The organism is Streptomyces flaveus (assembly GCF_014647675.1).
Lineage (GTDB): Bacteria > Actinomycetota > Actinomycetes > Streptomycetales > Streptomycetaceae > Streptomyces > Streptomyces flaveus.
Genome location: NZ_BMPQ01000002.1, coordinates 109,065 through 129,522 on the forward strand (window position 1 = coordinate 109,065; position 20,458 = coordinate 129,522).

Genomic DNA, 20,458 nt, shown 5'->3' on the forward strand with positions numbered 1-20,458 from the left:
GCGACGGCTGTGGGCCGTGGGTCAGGCGGGAGCGGTGTCGGAGCTCGCGGTCGAGGGGATACCGGCCTTCCCCTCGGCGTCCGCGGCGGCCTTCGTCGCCCGCAGGCGCTCGTCCGCGGCAGAGCGGATCTCCCGCCACGCGGATTCCGCGGCCTGCTGCTCCGCCTCCTTCTTGCTGCGGCCGGTGCCGGTGCCGTACGAGACGCCTCCGACGCGGGCGGCAGCAGTAAAGGTCTTCTCGTGGTCCGGGCCGGTCTCCGAGACCAGGTACTCGGGCACACCGAGCCCCTCGGTCGCGGTGAGCTCCTGGAGACTGGTCTTCCAGTCCAGGCCGGCACCGAGGCTCGAGGACTTCTCGATCAGCGGGTCGAACAGGCGGTGCACCAGCTCCGCCGCCGAGTCGAGCCCCTGGTCGAGATAGACCGCGCCGATCACCGCTTCCAGGGTGTCGGCAAGGATGGACGCCTTGTCCCGGCCGCCCGTGCCCTCTTCACCCCGGCCGAGCCGGATGAAGGAGCCCAGGTCGAGCCCGCGGCTCACCTCCGCCAGTGCACGCGAGTTGACCACCGCGGCCCGCAACTTGGCCAGCTGGCCTTCGGGCAGGTCGGGGTGGGTGCGGTACAGCGTGTCCGTGACCACGAGGCCGAGTACGGAGTCCCCGAGGAACTCCAGACGCTCATTGGTCGGCAGACCGCCGTTCTCGTACGCGTACGAACGGTGGGTCAGCGCACGCACCAGAAGGGCGGACTCCAGCTTGTAGCCGAGCCGCCCTTCCAGAAGCGTGTGGGACGAGGCCGTGTTGTCCGCCTTTTTCTTGGCGTTTACGTCCGCCTTGGCGTCAGACATGAAGCCTCTCACCAGCCGCTCAGACCTCGAGGACCTGGCGCTTGTTGTAAGTGCCGCAAGCAGGGCACGCGATGTGCTGCAGCTTGGGCTCGTGGCAGCGCTCGCACGCAACCAGGTTGGGGACCGCAGCCTTCCACTGCGACCGGCGGTGGCGCGTGTTGCTGCGCGACATCTTCCGCTTCGGAACAGCCACGGCTACTTCTCCTGCTTCTCGTCGGCGCCCGGTTCGGCGCCGCTGATCTCGTCCTTCTCGCCATCTTCGAGTGAACCGGCGAGTCCCTGCAGTGCCGCCCAACGGATGTCGACGGCGTCATGATGGTGGCCCGGTTCGTCCGAGAGACGTACTCCGCACTCGGAGCACAGTCCTTCGCAGTCCTCCTGGCACACCGGCTGCATCGGCAGTGCGAGCACCACCGCATCACGCAGCACAGGCTCGAGGTCGAACAAGCCGTCCTCGATGAAGAGCCTGTCCTCGTCTTCCTCGGCGTCGTCGGCCGGTTCCGCCTTGGGGCGGCCCCGGTCGTCGGCGTCAGGGTACGAGAACATCTCCTGGAAGTCCGCTTCGAGTTCCAGCTGAAGCGGCTCCAGACACCTTACGCACTCCCCCTCGGCGACGGCCCGGGCGGTGCCTGTGACCAGCACACCCTCCATGACCGACTCGAGCCGGAGTTCGAGCTCCACCGGGGCGCCTTCCGGCACTCCGATCACTCCCTGGAGACCGAGGTCCTTGGGAGCGTCGACCGCGCGGGTCAGCCGCTGCAGCGCACCAGGCCGTCGCCCCAGCTCGTGTGTGTCGAACACGAGAGGGTTGCGGTGGTCGAGGCGGGCGTTCAGGGCCATTCCTGCTTTCGATCTTGAAACTCAGAGGTTCGCCGCCCCAGATGTTCCCGGGCAGCGTGGATCGCGGACGAACGCGCGACCGAAGAGCCAGGATACTGGACCTTCCGCTCTCGGCCCAATCCGGTGGGTGCGGGGGTCCCGGACACCGGCGTACGCCTCTATGGGCGCCCCCGTCAGCGTCCGCCGCGCTCCTGCTCGTACTGGCGCAACTGCTCGGCGCTGATCATGCTCGTGTCGAAGAGGCTGGTCTCGTCGAGGGCGTGCGCCTGCGGCTCGGGCTGCTGCTGCCCGTAGGCCTGCTGGGCGTTCGGGTCGTAGCCCTGCTGCGGATAGGCGGCGTACGGATCGGCCTGCTGCGCCTGGTACGCATACGGGTCCTGCTGGCCGTACGGCTGCTGATAGCCGTACGCGTCCGTCTGTTGCTGATACGCGTACTGCTGCTGGTCCTGCCCGCCGTACGGCTGCTGGGCGGGAACGGCCGGGGCCGGTTCGGCGGGCCGGGCGGGGGTGTCCGCGGGGGCCGCGAGGCCGTCCAGGTACTCGGCGTCGGAGGTGTGCTGCACGGGCGTTCCGTCGTCCGCGAAGCCGCCCAGGTCGCCCAGGTCGTCGCTGGCGATCCTGCCGTGCAGCTTCTGGCGACCGCGGCCGACGGCGTCCAGGGTCTTGGCGAGGACGGCCTCGAAGGCACCGAGCTTGACGTCGACGTATTCATCGGCGTTGCGGCGCAGGGTCTGAGGGTCGTGGCTGCGCTCGGGCGCGTCCTCGTCCTCGTATCCGTGCTCGTCGAGGCCTGGTCCGGTGCCGAGGAGCTTCTCGCGGCCCCGGCCGACGGAGCCGAGGGTCTTGGTGAGGACGACCTCGAAGTTGGCGAGCTTGGAGTCGACGTACTCGTCGGCCTCCGCGCGGATCTCCTCGGCCTCCTTGCGGGCCTCGGCGAGGATGCGGTCGGCCTCGTTCTGGGAGCGGCGGGCGACCTCGGTGCCGGAGATCAGCGAGCCGCGCTCGGCGTGCGCGGACTCGATGATCCGCTGGGCCTCCTCGCGGGCCTGCTCGACCAATTGCTCGCGCCCGCCGATGAGTTCCTGGGCCTGGGCGAGGGAGCCGGGCAGGGCCTGGCGCACCTCTTCGAGCAGGGAGAGCAGCTCGGCGCGGTTGACCACGCACGAGGCCGACATGGGCATCGAACGGGCGCTGCCGACCGCCGCGACGATCTCATCGAGCTTCTTCTGCACGTCCACCGTGTGCTCGCCACTCTCTACAGCTGTGATGGAGACGGACGGATCGACTGTACGGCCACTCCCGCACCATCCGACACCGGGTGACGCACTGTCAGCCCGCAGGGGCCGTCCCGGTCTCCTCGAGGCGCCCGGCTCAGTCCTTCTTGAGGCGTTCCTTGAGCGCTTCCAGGACGACCGGCGGCACCAGGTGGGAGACGTCGCCGCCCCAGGTCGCGACCTCCTTGACGAGCGAGGAGGACAGGAAGCTGTAGGTGGGGTTGGTGGGGACGAAGAGGGTCTCGACTCCGGAGAGGCCGTTGTTCATCTGGGCCATCTGGAGCTCGTAGTCGAAGTCGCTGACCGCGCGGAGTCCCTTGACGATCGCGGGGATGTCGCGCTGCTTGCAGAAGTCGACGAGGAGGCCGTGGAAGGCTTCCACCTCGACGTTCCCGAACTCCGCGGTGACCTGGCGGATCAGGTCGATCCGCTCGTCGATCTCGAAGAGGCCCTTCTTGGACTGGTTGATCATCACCGCGACGTGCACGACGTCGTACAGCTTGGACGCTCTGGCGATGATGTCGAGATGTCCGTTGGTGATCGGGTCGAATGACCCGGGACAGACGGCGCGGCGCAACTGAGGTCCCTCGCTCTCCGGTCCGGTCATCGTGCGTCTTCGCACGTAGAGGCGGCGCGACCGTACCAAAACGTGCCCTCGCCATAGCGACGGGAGCGCAGGGCCTCGAAACCGCCGGGCCACCGGAATTCGCCACCTCTAGTACTGCGTTCAACGGTGACGAGCGCTTCGCCCGTGAGCCAGCCTTCCGCACGGAGTGTGAGCAGTATCTCGCGAAGATCGTCGTCCGGGACGTCGTACGGCGGATCGAGAAAGACCAGGTCGTACGGGGCTGTCGGCGCCCCCGCGCGGATGATCTGGGCCGCTTTGCCGGATCTCACCTCGGCGCCGGGCAGCCCGAGCGTTTTCACGTTCTCCCTCAGGGTGCGCACCGCGCGGGCGTCGACCTCGACGAGGAGGGTGTGCCCGGCGCCGCGCGACAGTGCCTCCAGGCCTACGGCGCCGGAGCCGGCGTACAGATCGAGGACGCGCTCGCCCTCCAGGGGACCGCCGAGCAGGGACTGCCAGGTGGAGAACAGGCCCTCGCGCGCGCGGTCGGAGGTGGGCCGGGTGCGGTGTCCCGGCGGGACGGCCAGACGGCGTCCGCCGGCTGTGCCGGCGATCACGCGGGTCATGTCCTCGGTTCCTCGGTCCTTGTCGGTGGTGCGGTGTGCGGTGTGGTCTGTCGGGTGCTCCTGTGGTGGCCGTTCCCAGTCTGTCAGCCCTTCTCCAGGTACTGCTCTCTCTCCTCGTCGAGCAGGGCGTCCAGCGCGGTGCGCAGGGCGGGCAGGTGTTCCAGGTCCGGGTCCGTGGCGACGACCGCGGCGGCCTCCTCGCGGGCCTCGGCGATGATCTCCTCGTCCTCTATGACGGTGAGCATGCGCAGCGACGTACGGGCGCCGGACTGGGCCTGGCCGAGGACGTCGCCCTCGCGGCGCTGTTCGAGGTCGATGCGGGAGAGCTCGAAGCCGTCGAGGGTGGTGGCCACGGCGTTCAGCCGCTGGCGGGCGGCGCTCGCCTCGGGCATCTCGGTGACCAGCAGGCACAGGCCGGCCGCCGAGCCGCGGCCCACCCGGCCGCGCAGCTGGTGCAGTTGGGAGACGCCGAAGCGGTCGGCGTCCATGATCACCATCACCGTGGCGTTGGGTACGTTGACCCCGACCTCGATGACCGTCGTGGCGACCAGTACGTCGGTCTCGCCTGCGGCGAAGCGGCGCATGACCGCGTCCTTGTCGTCGGGCTGCATACGGCCGTGCAGGACCTCGACCTTGAGCCCTTGGAGCGGCCCCTTGGCGAGCTGGTCGGCGATGTCGAGGACGGCGAGGGGCGGGCGCTTCTCGGCCTCGTCCTCGGGGGACTTCTTCTTGGCCGAGCCGTCCTCCTCGTCGCCGATACGGGGGCAGACGACGTACGCCTGATGGCCGTTCCCGACCTCCTCACGCACCCGCTCCCACGCGCGCGCCAGGAAGTGCGGCTTGTCGGCGGCCGGGACGACATGGCTGGCGATCGGCGAGCGGCCGGCGGGGAGTTGGTCGAGGACGGAGGTCTCCAGGTCGCCGAAGACGGTCATCGCGACCGTACGCGGGATGGGTGTGGCGGTCATGACGAGCAGGTGCGGTGGCTGCTTGCCCTTGCCGCGGAGCGCGTCACGCTGCTCCACTCCGAAGCGGTGCTGTTCGTCGACGACGACCAGCCCGAGGTCGTGGAACTGCACCTTGTCCTCGATCAGCGCATGCGTGCCGATCACGATCCCGGCCTCTCCGGTGACCAGGTCGAGGAGTGCCTGGCGGCGGCCGGCCGCGCCCATGGAGCCGGTCAGCAGCACCACCTTGGTGGCCTGCTCGGCACCGCCCAGCATGCCGCCCTCGGCCAACTCCCCCATCATCTCCGTGATCGACCGGTGGTGCTGCTGGGCGAGCACTTCGGTGGGCGCGAGCATGGCGGCCTGCCCGCCGGCGTCGACGACGGCGAGCATGGCGCGCAGCGCCACCATCGTCTTTCCGGAACCCACCTCTCCCTGGAGCAGCCGGTGCATCGGGTGCTCGGTGGCGAGGTCGTCGAAGATCTCCTTGGAGACCTTTCGCTGGCCCTCGGTGAGGGTGAAGGGGAGCTTGGCGTCGAAGGCGGTGAGGAGGCCGTCGGGGGTGGGCTTGCGGGCGACGGCCGGGAGTTGGGCGTCCACGTAGCGGCGGCGGGCCAGGGCTACCTGGAGGACGAAGGCCTCGTCCCACTTGAGGCGGTCGCGGGCGTCTGCGTAGTCGGCCTTGGTGCGCGGCTGGTGGATCTTCAGGAGCGCTTCGGGGAGGGGGAGGAGACCACGGCCGTCCCTGAGCGAGTCCGGCAGCGGATCAACCGCCTCCTGGGCGCTCGGCAGCACGGTCTGGATGGACTTGCCGATCTTCCAGGACTCCAGTTTGGCGGTGGCCGGGTAGATCGGGATGAGAGATCCGGCCCACTTGTCGATGGCCTCCTCACCGTCCCCGCGCAGCAACTCATAGGCAGGATGCGCAAGCTGGAGTCGGCGGTTGAAGACGGAGACCTTGCCCGCGAACAACGCGCGCGTGCCCGGCAGGAGCTCCTTGTGCGGCTTGTGGGCGCCCTTGCCGAAGAAGACCAGCTGGAGTCTGCCGCTGCCGTCCGTGATGGTCACTTCGAGGCGCTGGCCCTTTCCGCGCGGGGCCTTGGGCGAGGAGAAGGTGACCAGGCGGGCGTCGGCGACCTGGGCGACCACCGTGACGTGCTCGTCCATGGGCAGGTCGGCGAGGTGGGTGAGCTGCCCGCGCTCCTCGTACCTGCGCGGATAGTGGTGCAGCAGGTCGCCGACGGTGTGCAGGCCGAGGAACTCGGCCATCACCTTCGCGGTGGCGGGGCCGAGCACCTTCTTCAGTGGTTCATCTAGCGCGGGCACGAGATCCATTGCACACCACGCCACTGACAACGCCGTATACGTCCCGGAATTCCGCTGGTCAGGCGAGTCTGTTCGGGCCTAGGATGGCGCGCTCCGGCCCTGTTCGCGGTCATCTTTCCTCGGGACCGCCCGACCCCGCGCCGTCGCCCGTCCCCCCACCGGCGCAGCGACGATGGACTCTCAGATTTCGGATTCTCAGTCTTCCCAGGCATCTCAGTCACCCCATACGTTCCAGGTCGACCTGCGCGGACTCGTGGACCTGCTCTCCCACCATCTCTACTCCAGCCCCAAGGTCTATCTCCGCGAGTTGCTGCAGAACGCCGTGGACGCGATCACGGCCCGCCGCGCCGAGCAGCCGGACGCGCCCGCCCGGGTGCGGCTGTTCGCGGAGGCCGGCACGCTGCGCGTGGAGGACTCCGGGATCGGGCTCACCGAGGCGGACGTGCACAACCTCCTCGCGACGATCGGCCGCAGTTCCAAGCGGGACGACGGTCTTGAGTCGGCGCGCTCCGACTTCCTCGGGCAGTTCGGGATCGGTCTGCTGGCCTGTTTCGTGGTCGCCGAGCGCATCCGGGTGGTCAGCCGCAGCGCGCGTACGCCCGACGCACCGCCCGTCGAGTGGACGGCGACGGACGACGGCTCGTACACGGTCCGTACGCTGCCTGATGAGGCCCGTACCGAACCGGGTACGACCGTGCATCTGGTGGCCCGCCCGGGCGCGGCCGAGTGGCTGTCCGGGGAGCGTGTGCTGTCGCTGGCCCGGGGCTTCGGGTCGCTGTTGCCGTACGACGTACGGGTGGGCGACGAGGCGGTCACGGACCTTCCGGCGCCCTGGAACCGTTCGTACCCGTCTCCCGCCACCCGAAGGGTGGCCCTGGCACGGCACTGTCACGACCTGTTCGGCTTCACGCCGCTGGACTCCATCGAGCTGGACGTGCCACTCGCCGGGATCCGCGGCGTGGCGTACGTGCTGCCGTCCGCGGTCAGCCCGGCCCAGCGCGCCGGTCATCGTGTGCACCTGAAGGGCATGCTGCTCACCGAGCGGGCCGAACAGTTGCTGCCCGACTGGGCGTTCTTCGTGCGCTGCGTCCTCGACACGGACAGTCTGCGGCCCACCGCGTCCCGGGAGTCGCTGTACGAGGACGAGACCCTGGCGGCCGTACGGGAGGCGCTGGGCGAGCGGATCAGGTCCTGGCTGACCGGACTCGCCGCGGGCGATCCGGAGCGGCTTGCGGCCTTCCTGTCGGTGCACCACCTGGGCGTGAAGTCCCTTGCGCGGCACGACAAGGAGATGCTGCGCACGATGCTGCCGTGGCTGCCCTTCGAGACGAGCGACGGACGGCTGTCCCTGGAGGAGTTCGCGTCGCGGCACCCGGTGGTGCACTTCACGCGGACCGTGGAGGAGTTCCGGCAGGTCGCCCCGATCGCCTCCGCGCAGGGCGTCGGGGTGATCAACGGCGGCTACACGTACGACAGTGAGCTCGTCGAGGCACTGCCCTCGGTGCGCCCGGGGACGGTGGTCGCCGAGCTGGACGCCGACACGGTGACCGCGCACCTGGACGCGGTCGACCCGGCCGTGGAGCTGGCGCTGTCCGGCTTCCTGGGGGCCGCGCGGGCCAGACTCGACCCCCTGGGGTGCGATGTCGTCCTGCGCGCCTTCCATCCCCTCTCCGTGCCCGCGCTGCACCTGGACGACCGGTCGGTGCGTCACGAACAGGCGCGTGCGGACGCCGAGGAGCAGGCCGACGACCTGTGGGCGGGCATCCTCGGCTCGCTGCGCGGCAGCGCCCCACGCGCGCGGCTGGTGCTCAACCACCTCAACCCGCTCATCCGGAAGGTCAGTTCACTCGACGACCCGGAGCTGATCGGGACGGCCACAGAGTCTCTCTACGGGCAGGCCCTGCTGATGGCGCAGCGACCGCTGCGCCCTGCGGATTCGGCACTCCTGAACCGTGCGTTCATCGGCCTCCTGGAGTGGGCCACCCACAGCAACTCCCCGGAGGAGGGCGGCCGATGAGCGCGACCATGGACTTCGAGGCGCTGCGCCGGGCGATGGCCGAGAACTACGAGCAGCCGGAGGGCCCCGCCCGCAACGCGCGCGCGGAGCAGCTGCTTTCTCAGGCCGAGAAGCTGAACATCCCGCTCGCCGTGATCGAGGCGCTCGGGCACCAGCTGAAGGTCTACAACTACAGCTCCGAGAAGGACAAGATGTTCGTCCCCTTCGCGCGACTGCTGCGCATGTGGGACGAACGGCCCGAGGACTTCGACGAGTACGAGGTCCACTCGCTGCACTGGGTCTTCAAGTGGATGTCGGCCGGCATGCTGAGCCAGCCGCACGTTCCGCTCGCCTCCATCGAGAAGTGGCTCGGCGAGATGGAGCACCGCTATCGCCTCGCCGGGCACTCCGAACGGGCCGTGCGCAGCGCCGAGTTCAGCGTGGCCGCGCATGTCGGGGACATGGCGCGTGCCGAGCGGGCGTACGCGGCGTGGCTGGCCGCCGACCGGGACACCATGGCCGACTGCCACGCCTGTGAGCTGCACGGCCAGGGCTGGTGGCAGGCCCGGCGGGGCGAGGACGCCCGAGCACTGGAGCTGTGGCAGCCGGTCCTGGAGGGCGAGTACACCTGCGCCCACGAGCCGCACACGGCGTTGGCGTCCTCCCTGCTCCCGCTGCTGCGTCTTGGCCGCCTCGACGAGGCGCGCGCCCACCATCTGCGGGGTTTCCGGCTGGTGCGGCCCATGGAGAGCATGCGGGGCGCGTACGCCGACCATGTGGAGTTCTGCGCGCTCACCGGCAACGAAGCGCGCGGCCTGGAGCTGCTGGCGGAGCGTCCGGCGTATTTCACGGACTCCGGGGAGCCGCGCAGCAAGCTCGACTTCATGTCCGTGGTGGCCCTCCTGATGGACCGCGTGACCGAACTCGGTCGGGGCGACCAGCCGGTGCCCGGCCCGGCAGGCCGTACGTGGACCGCACGCGAACTCGCCGCCCACGCGCGCGGGGAGGCCCTTTCGCTGGCCGCCCGCTTCGACGAGCGCAACGGCACGGCGTACGTCAGCGCCCTCGCCCGGGAGCGCATGAGCCGACAGCCGCTGGTGGACCGGCTGCCGCTGGGCGTACGGGCACGGACCATGACGGTGCCCGTGAGGCCCGCGCCCGCCCGTACTGCCGCCGACACACCTGCCGCGGCCGCTTCCGCCGAGCCGGACTTGTCCTCGCTGCTCGCCGAGGCCCGCCGGCTCTCGGCGGCGCTGCACCCGGAGTCCGTCGCGGCGTGGGCCGCGGTCGCCGAGGCGGCCGGGGACGAGGAACTGGCACCCCGGGACCGCGCGGAGATGACCGACCACCGGGCGATGGGCCTCGGTCCCGAGGGCGTGGAACTGTTCGCCCGCGCCGCCGAGTTGTACACCGAGGCGGGCGACCCGGGCGAGGCCATGGCGGCACGCGCGCGTGGAGCGTACGTACTGGCCCTCTCCGGCCGGACCGACAAGGCGCTGGCCGCGGTCTCGGAGCCGTACGAGCGAGTGCTCGCCCTCCTTGCCGACGGCGGGACCGGGGTCCAGCAGACGGCCTCCGTGCTGGTGGGGCGGGCGCGGATCCTGTTGCAGCGGGTGCAGGAGGCAGCGGAGGAGGGCGAGAGGGGCCTTTCCGGAGACGAGGGAGCCGAGGCGTTCGCCGCCGCGGAGTCCGCCGTGCGGGAGCTGCTGGCCCTCGCCGAGCCGCACACCGGGGACGACCTCCTGGTCGCCTCACGCGCCGCGGAGGCGCATGCCATGCTCGGGGAGCTCGCGGCGCACGCCGGGGACGTGGAGCGGGCCACGGAGCTGCTCACGCAGGCCTCGGAGGCGTTCGTGGCGGCCGGGCTGCCGTGGTTCGCGGTGGAGCACGAAGCCCGGCTCACCGGCATGGCACGCCACCTGGGCGACGCCGAGGCGGCGGAGCGGGCGGCCCGGGCGGCGCTGGAGCACGGCGGGCCGTACCTGGAGGCGATGGGCCACGCTCAGCTGCACCTCCAGCTGGCCGAAGTCCTCAGCGCCACCGGCCGGTTCGGGCCCGCCGCGGAGCACGCTCTGGAGGCGGCGTACTGGGCCGACGAGGACGGCGAGGGGGCCACGCTCGGCGCCTGGGCCCGGCATCAGCTCGGCGGCTTCCTGGTGGGCCAGGGGCGGTGGGCGGAGGGCGCGGAGGTACTGGAGTCGGCGCTGCCCGAGCTGGCCGCGGAGACCCACGGCGACGGTGCGCTCGTGCAGACCCGATGGTGGCTCGGCGACTGTCTCACCGAGCTCGGAGAGCACCGCGAGGCCGCCGAGCACTGGCTCCAGGCCGCCGAGATCGCCCGGCACTGGCCCGAGCAGCGCGACCACGCCATGCTCGCGCACCTCGCCGCGGAAGCCCTGGGGAACGCCGGGCTGCCCGACCAGGCGGAGCGTGCCTACGAGCGCGCCGGTGACCTGTGGCGGTCCCTCGGCAACGTTCACGGGCTGGTCCGCTCCCTGCGGGCGCGCGCGTGGCTCGCGGCGCGCGAGGAGGGCTCCGGACCCGACGCGGCACGGGAGTTGATGACGGCGGCGGTCCGGGAGTGCGAGGCCGCCGTACCGGAGGACGACGACGCGCGTGACCGGCTCGTCGCCGAACTGGCCGATACGCACAGGCAGTTCGGTGACCTGATCGCACGGTCCGTGGCCGGCGACGCCGACGACGACGAGTCGATCAACGCCGTGTTCGAGGAGTCTCTCGCCCACATCACGCGGGCCGTCACAGGCTTCGCCTCCTTGGGCGAAGCGGGCCTCCACAGCCGTACGGGCGCCGAACTCGCCGCCGGCTGGCTGGAGGCCGACCTCGAGCGCCCCGAAGCGGCGGCGGCACGCGCGCGCGTGGTTCTCGCGGCGTACACGGAGGCCGACTACTCCGAGGATGCTGACGATTCCGATTCCGACGAAACGGTGGCGTCTCGACGGGCGGAGGCGGAACGCCTTCTGCGCGTCACGGGAGCGGAACCCCAGGAGCTGTAAAGCGGGGCGGCTTGCCCGAACCCATGCCTCGGCTCGGGGTGCTACTCCACGCCGATCAGCAGCAACGCGCCCTGTCGACCGCCCTGGTACACCACCGTGTCGACGGCCAGGTAGGACTCGCGTACCCGGGCTTCGAGATGGGCGGCGATGGTGCCGGGAGCCTCGTCGCCCAGGACCAGGGTGACCATCTCGCCGCCCGCCGAGAGCATGCGGTCGAGGACGGTTTCGGCGGTGGCCGTGATGTCGGAGCCGATCACCGCGACGTCGCCCTCGATGAGGCCCAGGATGTCACCGGCCTGGCAGATGCCGGCCATGGTCCAGAACTCGCGTTCCGCGACGGCGAGTTCGGCATAGCGGGTCGCCCCTGCCGCCGAGGTCATCGAGACGACGTCCTCGTCGAAGCGCCGCTCCGGCTCGTGCACGGCGAGCGCCGCGATCCCCTGCACCGCGGAACGCGTGGGGATCAGGGCGACCCGGACTCCGTCCGCGCGGACCTGCTCGGCCGCAGCGGCAGCCGTGTGCCGCAGCTCGGCGTCGTTGGGCAACAGCACCACCTCGCGCGCGTGGGCCCGCCGTATCGCCTCGACGAGCTCTCCGCTCGCGGGCGGCTCCTCCGGGCGCGCGAGGACGGTGGTCGCTCCGGCTTCGGTGTACAACCCGGCCAGCCCCTCTCCGGGGACCACGGCCACGACCGCGCGCTGCACCCGCTCACGGACCGGCCGCCCGGCGGCGCCCGCCATATGCGCGTCACCGGCCCCGAAGTGCGTGATCCGGATCCGGTACGGCCGCCCGGCCTCGACGCCCGCCTCCACGGCGGCGCCCGCGTCGTCGACGTGCACATGGACGTTCCACAACCCGTCACCGCCGACCACGACAAGCGAGTCGCCCAACTGGTCGAGCCGCTCCCGCAGCCGGTCCACGGCGGCGTCCTCCGCCTCCAGGAGATAGATCACCTCGAACGCGGGCCCGCCCTCCTCCGGAGCCGGGGCCGGGTCCGCGCACTCCCCCACGTCTCCGAGCGGCTCCACGGCAGCGGCCTCCACGCGCGCGTGCCCCATGAGAACGGGCACCGCCGCAGCGCCGGGTGCCTCCCCCGTGAACGTCTCGACCAGCGCCGCCAGTACGGCCACAAGCCCCCGTCCGCCGGCGTCCACCACTCCGGCCCGCTTCAGGGCCGCCAACTGCCCCGGAGTCGCCGCGAGGGCGGCCCGAGCCCCCTCGTACGCCGCCCACGCCACCGTCCCGCAGTCGCCCTCGGCCCCGGAGGCCGCGTCGGCGGCGGCCGAGGCGACCGTGAGGACCGTGCCCTCGACGGGGTGCGCGACGGCCTGCCGTGCCGAGTCGGCCGCCTGCCTGAGGGCGAGCCGCAGTCCCTGGCCGTCGTCGGTGCGGGCAGTCTCATCGTCGGCGGCGAGCACCTCGGCCATGCCTCGCAGGAGCTGCGCGAGGATCGTCCCGGAGTTCCCCCGGGCCCCGATGAGCGCGCCGTGCGCCATCGCGCGTACCGCGTCGGCAAGCGTCGGTCGCTCGGCCGCTCCCGCCGCCCCTTCGCCGGAGGCACCGGAAACACCAGAAAACGCGGAGGCACCGGAGACACCGTCGGCGACCGCGTCGTGCGCCGCGAAGACCGCCTCGACCGCCCCGGCCGCCGACTCCACGGTCAGATACAGATTGGTACCGGTGTCCCCGTCCGCGACCGGATAGACGTTGATCGCGTCGATCTCCTCGCGCGCGCGACCGAGTGCCTCGAGCGCGAGTCCGCACCAGGCGCGCACCGCGAGAGCATCCAATGTCTGCGGCACCTGTGGCACCTGCGCCTCCTTGAGCAGCGAACGTGGGACGCAGCGTAGACCCAGGTCAGGTTTCCGCCGGAAGAGGGCCGGGGCAGGCCTCCGGGCCGACCATGGTAGTTTCGTTGTACGGACGCAGTCGTTGTATGCTGCTCCGGTTGCCCGATCCGATCGGGCCTCCTCCCTGGCACCGCCACTCAGATCCTGGATTCCTTGATCTTGATCCCGGCATGCCGGGATCAACCGTAAGAGCATCTGAAGTCTTTGGAGTGACCCGTGGCTGCCAACTGCGACGTCTGCGGCAAGGGGCCGGGCTTCGGCAACAACATCTCGCACTCACACCGCCGTACGTCCCGTCGCTGGAACCCGAACATCCAGCGCGTCCGTACCGTGGTGGGCGGGACGCCGAAGCGCGTGAACGCTTGCACCTCGTGCATCAAGGCCGGCAAGGTCTCGCGCTGACGCTCTGCTAGCGCGCGGCCACTGCTGGTTCGCTGCATGGCCGGTCCACCGAAGGGTGGGCCGGCTTTTTGCTGTGCCCAGCAGTGGCGTAAACGCTTGCGCAAGCGTTTACGCGAACGCTTACGTGCGCTCCCTCTCCCAACGCCACCCATGATCCACCGGCCCGATCCCGCCCCCCAGCGCGAACCCCGCCGCGATCGCCCCGGTGACGTACTCCTTGGCCGCCGCCACCGCCTCCGGTACGGACTGTCCCTTCGCCAGTCCCGAGGCGATCGCGGACGCGAGGGTGCAGCCGGTGCCGTGAGTGTGCCGGTTGTCGAGCCGGGGAGCGCGCAGCCAGTGCTCCTCGGAGCCATCGGTGAGGAGGTCCACGGCATCACCACCGAGATGGCCGCCCTTGATGAGCGCCCACTGTGGCCCGTACGAGAGCAGGGCCGCCGCAGCCCGCCGCAGCCCGTCCTCCGACTCGACCCGTACGCCCGTGAGTTGGGCGACCTCGTCGAGGTTCGGCGTCGCCACCGTGGCGACGGGCAGCAACTTCGTACGTACGGAATCCAGGGCGGACGCGGCCAGCAGCGAGTCCCCGTGCTTCGACACTCCGACCGGGTCGACGACGGCGGGCGCGTCCGTGCCCGCGATCAACTCGGCGACGGCCTCGACGAGTTCGGCCGAGGCAAGCATCCCGGTCTTGACCGCCTGCACCCCGATGTCGTCGACCACGCTGCGGTACTGGGCCCGCACCGCCTCCACCGGAAGCTCCCAAGCTCCTTGCACACCAAGGGAGTTCTGGGCGGTGACCGCCGTGAGCACGCTCATGCCGTGCACGCCGAGTGCGAGCATCGTCTTCAGGTCGGCCTGGATTCCAGCCCCTCCACCGGAGTCGGAACCCGCGACCGTCAGCACACACGGCGGAGCACCCCGGACGCTCACTCCGTCCACGGCACTCATGACTCGATGTCCCCGAAGTGATCCCAGCCGCCCTTGCTGGTCCACGGCGCCCCGTCGACCGTGACCTGGGGCAGCGCCGAGGGGTTGAGGACCTCGCCGATCACCTTCCAGCGGGCGGGCAGCTTCACGTCCGAGGGGAAGGTGGCGACGATCGCGTGGTCCTCGCCGCCGGTGAGCACCCACTGGAGCGGATCGACGCCGACGGCCTGCCCGATGTCGTTCATCTGCGAGGGGATGTCGACGGCGCCGGAGCGGATGTCGATCCGCACCTTGCTGGCTTCCGCGATGTGCCCGAGGTCGGCGATCAGCCCGTCGCTGACATCCGTCATGGAGGTCGCGCCGAGCCCGGCGGCTGCGGGGCCCGCGTGGTACGGCGGTTCGGGCCGCCGGTGGGCCTCGACGAAGGCGCGCGGCGAGCGGAAGCCGCGCGAGAGCACCGCGTGGCCGGCCGCGGACCAGCCCAGCCAGCCCGTGACGGCGACGACATCGCCGGGCTGGGCGCCCCCGCGGGTGACCGGCTCGTGGTTGCGCAGATCGCCGAGCGCGGTGATCGAGACCATGATGGTGTCACCGCGCACGACATCGCCGCCGACCACGGCCGCGCCCGCGACCTGACACTCGTCGCGCAGGCCGTCCATCAGCTCGGAGGGCCAGGTGGCCGGGAGTTCGGCCGGGACGACCAGGCCGAGCAGCAACGCGGTGGGGACGGCGCCCATGGCGGCGATGTCCGCGAGGTTCTGCGCCGCCGCCTTGCGCCCGACGTCGTACGCCGTGGACCAGTCGCGGCGGAAGTGCCGCCCCTCAAGGAGGATGTCGGTGCTCGCCACGACCCTGCGGTCGGGGGCGGCCACCACGGCGGCGTCGTCGCCCGGCCCGACGCGTACCGCCGGAGTGGTGGTGAGCCGTGAGGTGAGCTCTCTGATGAGCCCGAACTCCCCCAACTCGCCCACGGTTCCCTTCATTGTCGTACGTCTCCTTCTGCTACTGCCGCTGCCCGGCCTGTCACTGCCGCTGCCCGGTCGCGAGCCGTCACCGACCTGGGTACGGTCGAGCCGACCGCCAACTTGTGCCGTATGTGCCGCCCCGGCCCGCAAGCCAGGTCTCCGCAGGTCTCCCCGCGGTGAGCGGCTACGCGATACCGTGGCGTTCCTTTTCCCCACATGATCCTCGTGGCCGCCCTGGAGGTTCCGTGGTACAGGCGTACATCCTGATTCAGACGGAGGTCGGCAAGGCGTCGACCGTCGCTGACACGATCAGCAAGATTTCGGGGGTGATCCAGGCCGAGGACGTGACCGGACCGTACGACGTGATCGTGCGGGCCCAAGCCGACACCGTGGACGATCTCGGCCGCATGGTGGTCGCGAAGGTCCAGCAAGTGGACGGCATCACCCGTACCCTGACCTGCCCGGTGGTGCACCTGTAGCCCCCGTCTACCCTGTGCCGGTGAACTTGTTCCGCTCCCGGCAGTTCGGTCTTCCCGCCTTCGTCCTGCTGATCTCCGCCACAGGCTGCTCCTCGGCAGACGACAGCGCTTCGGCCGTGGTTCCCAGCCCGGACGCGAAGGTCATCAAGCTGTGCCAGAACCTGGACGAACGGCTGCCGCCGAAGGTGGACGGTCTCGACCGGGAGGATCCCGAGCCCCGGTCCACACTGACCGCGGGCTGGGGAAGTCCGGCGATCATACTGCGCTGTGGTGTCGAACGGCCCGCGGAGATGCTCGACCCGAAAGCGTCCACGACCGAGGTGAACGGCGTGGCCTGGCTCGTACAGGAACAGGACGACGGCTCGTACGTCTTCACCACGGGCCTGCGCAAGGCGTACGTGGAGGTCGCGTTCAACAAGGACCAGGCCGCGAAGGGCGCGGGCCCGCTCGTCGACTTCGCCGAACCCATCAAGAAGGCGATCCCCGAAGGGATCGCCGACTAGCTCGCACTCCACGAAGGGGATCGCCAGGGCTCAGCGCAGCCCCGTGGAGCGCCGCAGCGCCGCCTGCACCAGACGGTCCACCAGCTCCGGGTAGCTGACCCCGCTCTCCTGCCACATGCGCGGGTACATGGAGATGGGCGTGAAGCCCGGCATCGTGTTGATCTCGTTGATCACGAAGTCGCCGTCCTCGGTGAGGAAGAAGTCCGCCCGTACGAGCCCCTCGCACGACGCCGCGTCGAAGGCCGCGACCGCCAGCCGCTGGACTTCGGCGGTCTGCTCGTCGGTGAGTGGCGCGGGCACGATCCCGGGGGCGGAGTCGATGTACTTCGCCTCGAAGTCGTAGAACTCGTGGGACTGCACCGGCGGAATCTCGGCGGGCACCGAGGCTCGCGGCCCGTCCTCGAACTCCAGGACCCCGCACTCGATCTCGCGGCCGCGCAGCAGCGCCTCCACGATGATCTTCGGGTCGTGCTGCTGGGCCGTCGCGATCGCCTCGTCGAGGCCGCCCAGATCGTCGACCTTGGTGATGCCGATCGACGACCCCGCGCGCGCGGGCTTCACGAAGAGCGGCCAGCCGTGCTCGCCCGCGAAGTCGACGATGCGCCGCCGGGCACCCGCCTCGTCGAGCTCCCACTCACGCGGACGGATCACCACGTACGGGCCGACGGGCAGCCCGAAGGAGGTGAACACCCGCTTCATGTACTCCTTGTCCTGGCCGACGGCCGAAGCGAGCACGCCCGCGCCGACGTACGGGACACCGGACAGCTCCAGGAGCCCCTGGAGGGTGCCGTCCTCGCCGTACGGGCCGTGCAGCATCGGGAAGACGACGTCCACCTCGCCGAGCGCCTTGGGGACCGAACCGGGCTCGCTGTAGACGACTTCGCGGTTGGACGGGTCGACGGGGAGGATCACCCCGCCCTCGCCGGACTCGGCGAGCTGCTCCACGCTCGGCTGGCGCCGGTCGGCGATGGCCATCCGTTCCGGTTCGTCCGCCGTGAGCGCCCAGCGGCCGTCCTTGGTGATGCCGATCGGCAGGACGTCGTACTTCGTCCGGTCGATGGCGCGCAGGACGGCGCCGGCGGTGACGACGGAGATCCCGTGTTCGGAGCTGCGCCCGCCGAACACGACGGCCACACGCGGTTTACGAGGCGTCTGCCCAGGGCTCTGGGGGAGGTTCTCGGTGCTCATATCGCGTTGAGAGTACCCGTTGGTAGGGCGGTGAGTCAGCGTCCGCCGGGCTCCCGAGTGTCAGTGCCGCTCCGGCTTGGCGCTGCGCGCCATCAGCTCCTTGAGTGCGACCACCGGCGGCTTGCCCTCGTGGACGATGCCGACGACCGTCTCCGTGATGGGCATGTCGACGCCGTGGCGACGGGCCAGATCCAGCACGGACTCACAGGACTTGACGCCCTCGGCGGTCTGCTTGGTGACCGCGATGGTCTCCTGAAGGGTCATGCCCTTGCCGAGGTTGGTGCCGAAGGTGTGGTTGCGCGAGAGCGGCGAGGAGCAGGTGGCCACGAGGTCGCCCAGGCCCGCGAGTCCGGAGAACGTCAGCGGGTCGGCGCCCATGGCGAGGCCGAGGCGGGTCGTCTCCGCCAACCCGCGGGTGATGAGTGAGCCCTTGGCGTTGTCGCCGAGCCCCATGCCGTCCACGATGCCGACGGCGAGACCGATCACGTTCTTGACGGCGCCGCCGAGTTCGCAGCCGATCACGTCGGTGTTGGTGTACGGGCGGAAGTACGGCGTGTGGCAGGCGGACTGGAGGCGCTGGGCCACCGCCTCGTCGCTGCACGCGACCACCGCGGCGGCCGGCATCCGGGCGGCGATCTCCCGGGCCAGGTTGGGTCCGGTGACCACCGCTATGCGGTCCGCGCCGACCTTGGCGACGTCCTCGACGACCTCGCTCATCCGCATCGCGGAACCGAGTTCGACGCCCTTCATGAGGGAGACGAGGACGGTGCCGGGAGCGAGCAGCGGAGCCCATTCGGCGAGGTTTCCGCGCAGCGTCTGCGAGGGGACGGCGAGCACCGTGAAGTCCGCGTCGCGGGCCGCCTCGGCCGCGTCCGTGGTGGCGCGCAGGTTCTCGGGGAGTTCGATGCCCGGCAGGTAGTCGGGGTTCGTATGCGTGGAGTTGACCGCTTCGGCGAGTTCGGCCCGCCGTCCCCACAACGTCACGTCGCATCCGGCGTCGGCGAGCACCATGCCGAAGGCCGTGCCCCACGATCCGGTCCCGAAGACGGCCGCCTTGACGGGCTTGCCGGATGTCGTCACTTGCCGTGCCCTTCTTCCTGTTCTGCTTTTTCGTGTGGCCGCTGTTCGTGGGCCTGCGCCCTGCGCCGCTGCTCGATGCGCACCTGCTTCGGGTCGTACGGCGTCTGGGGTGCCTTCTCGCCGCGGATCACCTCCAGCTGCGTGGTTATCGCCGCCATGATGACCTCGGTGGCCTCCTTCAGGACCTCCGGGGTCATCTCCTTGTCGTAGAAGCGCGACAGATCCACCGGAGGTCCCGCGAGCACGTGATGGGTCTTGCGGGGAAGGATGTTGAGTTTCTTCGCGTACGGCGGCAGCAGCAGGTTGGCTCCCCACTGGGCGACCGGGATCACCGGGCACTTGGTCTGCAACGCGACGCGTGCGGCGCCGGTCTTGCCGATCATCGGCCACTGGCCGGGATCGCGCGTAATGGTGCCCTCCGGATAGAAGGCGACGCACTCCCCGCGTTCCACGGCGGCGATAGCGGCCCGGAAGGCGCTCAGTGCGTCGGTGCTCTCGCGGTACACGGGAATCTGTCCGGTGCCGCGCATCGCGGAACCGATGAATCCTTTCCCGAAAAGCGCGGACTTTGCCAGGAAGCGTGGAACGCGCCCGGTGTTGTACTGGTAATGCCCGTAAGCGAACGGATCCAGATGAGAATTGTGATTCACCGCGGTGATAAATCCGCCCTCGGCCGGAATGTTCTCCATTCCACGCCAATCCCGCTTGACCAGAACCACCAACGGTGGTTTGCACAGGACCGCTGCGAAGCGGTACCAGAAGCCGATTCTGCGGCGGGGCACGCGGACACCTTCCTCCAGGGCCTGGGTGGGCCGCACAAGTGTCGCTCCAGGCCGACGGTCTGTCGAGAACACCGTACGCCCGCCCGTCTCCCACCACTGCCCTTGCAAGGAGCTTCGCATCCTCTCCCCCGTCCATGCCCCCGCCAGGGTGTCTCACTCACTGTCCAGGTCACAATGGGCGCGACAAGAGAGGGACGGAACGCTGGTGCAGTGGACCTTGGTCATACCCCTGAAAGCCCTGTCACGGGCGAAGAGCAGGCTCTCGGACACCGCCGCCGACGGACTGCGCCCCGGACTCGCCCTCGCCTTCGCGCAGGACACCGTGACGGCGGCCCTCGCCTGCGCCGCGGTACGCGATGTGGCGGTCGTCACGGACGACGTGCTGGCCGGCCGCGAACTGGCCGCGCTGGGCGCCCGGATCGTCCCGGACGAGCCCGCGGGCGGACTGAACGCCGCCCTCGCACACGGGGCGTCGCTCGTACGATCCAGAAGCCCCGAAAGCCCTTTGGCGGCCCTGAACGCCGATCTCCCCGCACTGCGCCCCCTGGAATTGGTCCGCGTCCTCGACGCGGCCGCCGAATTCCCCCGCGCTTTTCTCCCGGACGCCGCCGGAACCGGCACGACTCTGCTGACCGCGTCCGCGGACCGTGAATTGCTCCCCATGTTCGGCCCGGATTCCCGAACTCGCCACCGAACCTCGGGCGCCGTGGAACTCCCCCTGGACTCAGTGGATTCCGTACGCCAGGACGTGGACACCGGCGACGACCTACGAGCGGCACTGGCCCTGGGCGTGGGACCGCGCACGGCGGCGGCGGTCGCGGCGTTGAACGTCGCCTAGTCTGGGCCTC

At 70.5% G+C, this 20,458-nt stretch carries 19 protein-coding genes; 6 read left to right on the plus strand and 13 right to left on the minus strand.

All coding sequences use genetic code 11. The features are described 5' to 3' along the window. Nucleotides 1-21: 21 nt before the first annotated feature. From rnc to recG, 7 genes are all read right to left on the minus strand, one after another. Nucleotides 22-846, minus strand: coding sequence for a ribonuclease III (gene rnc, locus IEZ21_RS03755; RefSeq protein ID WP_189320461.1), 825 nt, complete (start codon nt 844-846; stop codon nt 22-24). Nucleotides 847-865: 19 nt separating this feature from the next. Continuing rightward, entirely contained in the window at nt 866-1,039 is a 174-nt protein-coding gene (rpmF, locus tag IEZ21_RS03760) for a 50S ribosomal protein L32 (RefSeq protein WP_033321093.1), read from the minus strand. Nucleotides 1,040-1,041: 2 nt separating this feature from the next. Continuing rightward, nucleotides 1,042-1,686 (minus strand): YceD family protein, encoded by a 645-nt coding sequence (locus IEZ21_RS03765; protein WP_189320462.1) that lies wholly within the window; start codon nt 1,684-1,686, stop codon nt 1,042-1,044. 173 nt (nt 1,687-1,859) lie between these two features. Beyond that, on the minus strand, nt 1,860-2,924 hold the full coding sequence (locus IEZ21_RS03770; RefSeq protein WP_189320463.1) for an ATP synthase F0 subunit B: 1,065 nt from the start codon (nt 2,922-2,924) through the stop codon (nt 1,860-1,862). Between the two features lie 133 nt (nt 2,925-3,057). Then, on the minus strand, nt 3,058-3,537 hold the full coding sequence (coaD, locus tag IEZ21_RS03775; protein ID WP_189320906.1) for a pantetheine-phosphate adenylyltransferase: 480 nt from the start codon (nt 3,535-3,537) through the stop codon (nt 3,058-3,060). 26 nt (nt 3,538-3,563) lie between these two features. Further along, complete coding sequence (gene rsmD, locus IEZ21_RS03780; RefSeq protein WP_189320464.1) at nt 3,564-4,151, minus strand: 16S rRNA (guanine(966)-N(2))-methyltransferase RsmD; 588 nt, start codon at nt 4,149-4,151, stop codon at nt 3,564-3,566. Nucleotides 4,152-4,234: 83 nt separating this feature from the next. Continuing rightward, on the minus strand, nt 4,235-6,433 hold the full coding sequence (recG, locus tag IEZ21_RS03785) for an ATP-dependent DNA helicase RecG (protein ID WP_189320465.1): 2,199 nt from the start codon (nt 6,431-6,433) through the stop codon (nt 4,235-4,237). A 163-nt stretch (nt 6,434-6,596) separates the two neighbouring features. Between recG and IEZ21_RS03790 the strand changes: the two genes are divergently transcribed. Together IEZ21_RS03790 and IEZ21_RS03795 are read left to right on the plus strand one after the other, a co-directional pair. After that, nucleotides 6,597-8,441: an HSP90 family protein gene (locus IEZ21_RS03790; protein ID WP_189320466.1), complete on the plus strand. Its 1,845-nt coding sequence runs from the start codon at nt 6,597-6,599 to the stop codon at nt 8,439-8,441. After that, nucleotides 8,438-11,434, plus strand: coding sequence for a tetratricopeptide repeat protein (locus tag IEZ21_RS03795; RefSeq protein WP_189320467.1), 2,997 nt, complete (start codon nt 8,438-8,440; stop codon nt 11,432-11,434). Before IEZ21_RS03790 ends, IEZ21_RS03795 begins: the two co-directional genes overlap by 4 nt. Nucleotides 11,435-11,475: 41 nt before the next feature. Here IEZ21_RS03795 and IEZ21_RS03800 read toward each other — a convergent pair whose 3' ends face one another. Continuing rightward, complete coding sequence (locus IEZ21_RS03800) at nt 11,476-13,245, minus strand: DAK2 domain-containing protein (protein WP_189320468.1); 1,770 nt, start codon at nt 13,243-13,245, stop codon at nt 11,476-11,478. 255 nt (nt 13,246-13,500) lie between these two features. On the opposite strand from IEZ21_RS03800, the gene rpmB reads away from it, so the two are divergent. Then, nucleotides 13,501-13,686 carry a 50S ribosomal protein L28 gene (rpmB, locus tag IEZ21_RS03805; protein WP_003993230.1) on the plus strand — a complete coding sequence of 62 codons (186 nt, stop codon included), beginning with the start codon at nt 13,501-13,503 and terminating at the stop codon, nt 13,684-13,686. Nucleotides 13,687-13,806: 120 nt separating this feature from the next. Here the strand turns inward: rpmB and thiD are convergent, their stop codons facing one another. Both thiD and IEZ21_RS03815 read right to left on the minus strand, forming a co-directional pair. Further along, a complete protein-coding gene (gene thiD / locus IEZ21_RS03810) occupies nt 13,807-14,634 on the minus strand; it encodes a bifunctional hydroxymethylpyrimidine kinase/phosphomethylpyrimidine kinase (RefSeq protein ID WP_189320469.1) in 828 nt (275 codons plus the stop codon). Continuing rightward, entirely contained in the window at nt 14,631-15,596 is a 966-nt protein-coding gene (locus IEZ21_RS03815) for a thiamine-phosphate kinase (RefSeq protein WP_033321086.1), read from the minus strand. Before IEZ21_RS03815 ends, thiD begins: the two co-directional genes overlap by 4 nt. A 227-nt stretch (nt 15,597-15,823) precedes the next feature. Here IEZ21_RS03815 and IEZ21_RS03820 point away from each other — a divergent pair, with 227 nt between their 5' ends. Together IEZ21_RS03820 and IEZ21_RS03825 are read left to right on the plus strand one after the other, a co-directional pair. Further along, a complete protein-coding gene (locus tag IEZ21_RS03820) occupies nt 15,824-16,057 on the plus strand; it encodes an Lrp/AsnC ligand binding domain-containing protein (protein WP_033321085.1) in 234 nt (77 codons plus the stop codon). A gap of 20 nt (nt 16,058-16,077) precedes the next feature. Next, on the plus strand, nt 16,078-16,560 hold the full coding sequence (locus IEZ21_RS03825; protein WP_189320470.1) for a DUF3515 domain-containing protein: 483 nt from the start codon (nt 16,078-16,080) through the stop codon (nt 16,558-16,560). A 30-nt stretch (nt 16,561-16,590) separates the two neighbouring features. Here the strand turns inward: IEZ21_RS03825 and IEZ21_RS03830 are convergent, their stop codons facing one another. From IEZ21_RS03830 to IEZ21_RS03840, 3 genes are read right to left on the minus strand one after another with little or no spacing between them, the layout of a single operon-like run. Continuing rightward, complete coding sequence (locus tag IEZ21_RS03830) at nt 16,591-17,748, minus strand: D-alanine--D-alanine ligase family protein (RefSeq protein WP_189320471.1); 1,158 nt, start codon at nt 17,746-17,748, stop codon at nt 16,591-16,593. A 60-nt stretch (nt 17,749-17,808) separates the two neighbouring features. Beyond that, nucleotides 17,809-18,828, minus strand: coding sequence for an NAD(P)H-dependent glycerol-3-phosphate dehydrogenase (locus IEZ21_RS03835; RefSeq protein ID WP_189320472.1), 1,020 nt, complete (start codon nt 18,826-18,828; stop codon nt 17,809-17,811). Continuing rightward, nucleotides 18,825-19,610: a lysophospholipid acyltransferase family protein gene (locus IEZ21_RS03840; protein WP_189320473.1), complete on the minus strand. Its 786-nt coding sequence runs from the start codon at nt 19,608-19,610 to the stop codon at nt 18,825-18,827. Before IEZ21_RS03840 ends, IEZ21_RS03835 begins: the two co-directional genes overlap by 4 nt. A gap of 205 nt (nt 19,611-19,815) precedes the next feature. Between IEZ21_RS03840 and cofC the strand changes: the two genes are divergently transcribed. Further along, on the plus strand, nt 19,816-20,448 hold the full coding sequence (cofC, locus tag IEZ21_RS03845) for a 2-phospho-L-lactate guanylyltransferase (RefSeq protein ID WP_189320474.1): 633 nt from the start codon (nt 19,816-19,818) through the stop codon (nt 20,446-20,448). Nucleotides 20,449-20,458 lie beyond the last annotated feature (10 nt).

Excerpts from the sequence above, each read along its gene's own strand:
- IEZ21_RS03765 (WP_189320462.1), bottom strand. The coding sequence starts at position 1,686 with ATGGCCCTGAACGCCCGCCTCGACCACCGCAACCCTCTCGTGTTCGAC.
- IEZ21_RS03815 (WP_033321086.1), bottom strand. The coding sequence starts at position 15,596 with ATGAAGGGAACCGTGGGCGAGTTGGGGGAGTTCGGGCTCATCAGAGAG.
- rsmD (WP_189320464.1), bottom strand. The coding sequence starts at position 4,151 with ATGACCCGCGTGATCGCCGGCACAGCCGGCGGACGCCGTCTGGCCGTC.
- thiD (WP_189320469.1), bottom strand. The coding sequence starts at position 14,634 with ATGAGTGCCGTGGACGGAGTGAGCGTCCGGGGTGCTCCGCCGTGTGTG.
- rnc (WP_189320461.1), bottom strand. The coding sequence starts at position 846 with ATGTCTGACGCCAAGGCGGACGTAAACGCCAAGAAAAAGGCGGACAAC.
- IEZ21_RS03790 (WP_189320466.1), top strand. The coding sequence starts at position 6,597 with ATGGACTCTCAGATTTCGGATTCTCAGTCTTCCCAGGCATCTCAGTCA.
- recG (WP_189320465.1), bottom strand. The coding sequence starts at position 6,433 with ATGGATCTCGTGCCCGCGCTAGATGAACCACTGAAGAAGGTGCTCGGC.
- IEZ21_RS03795 (WP_189320467.1), top strand. The coding sequence starts at position 8,438 with ATGAGCGCGACCATGGACTTCGAGGCGCTGCGCCGGGCGATGGCCGAG.
- IEZ21_RS03830 (WP_189320471.1), bottom strand. The coding sequence starts at position 17,748 with ATGAGCACCGAGAACCTCCCCCAGAGCCCTGGGCAGACGCCTCGTAAA.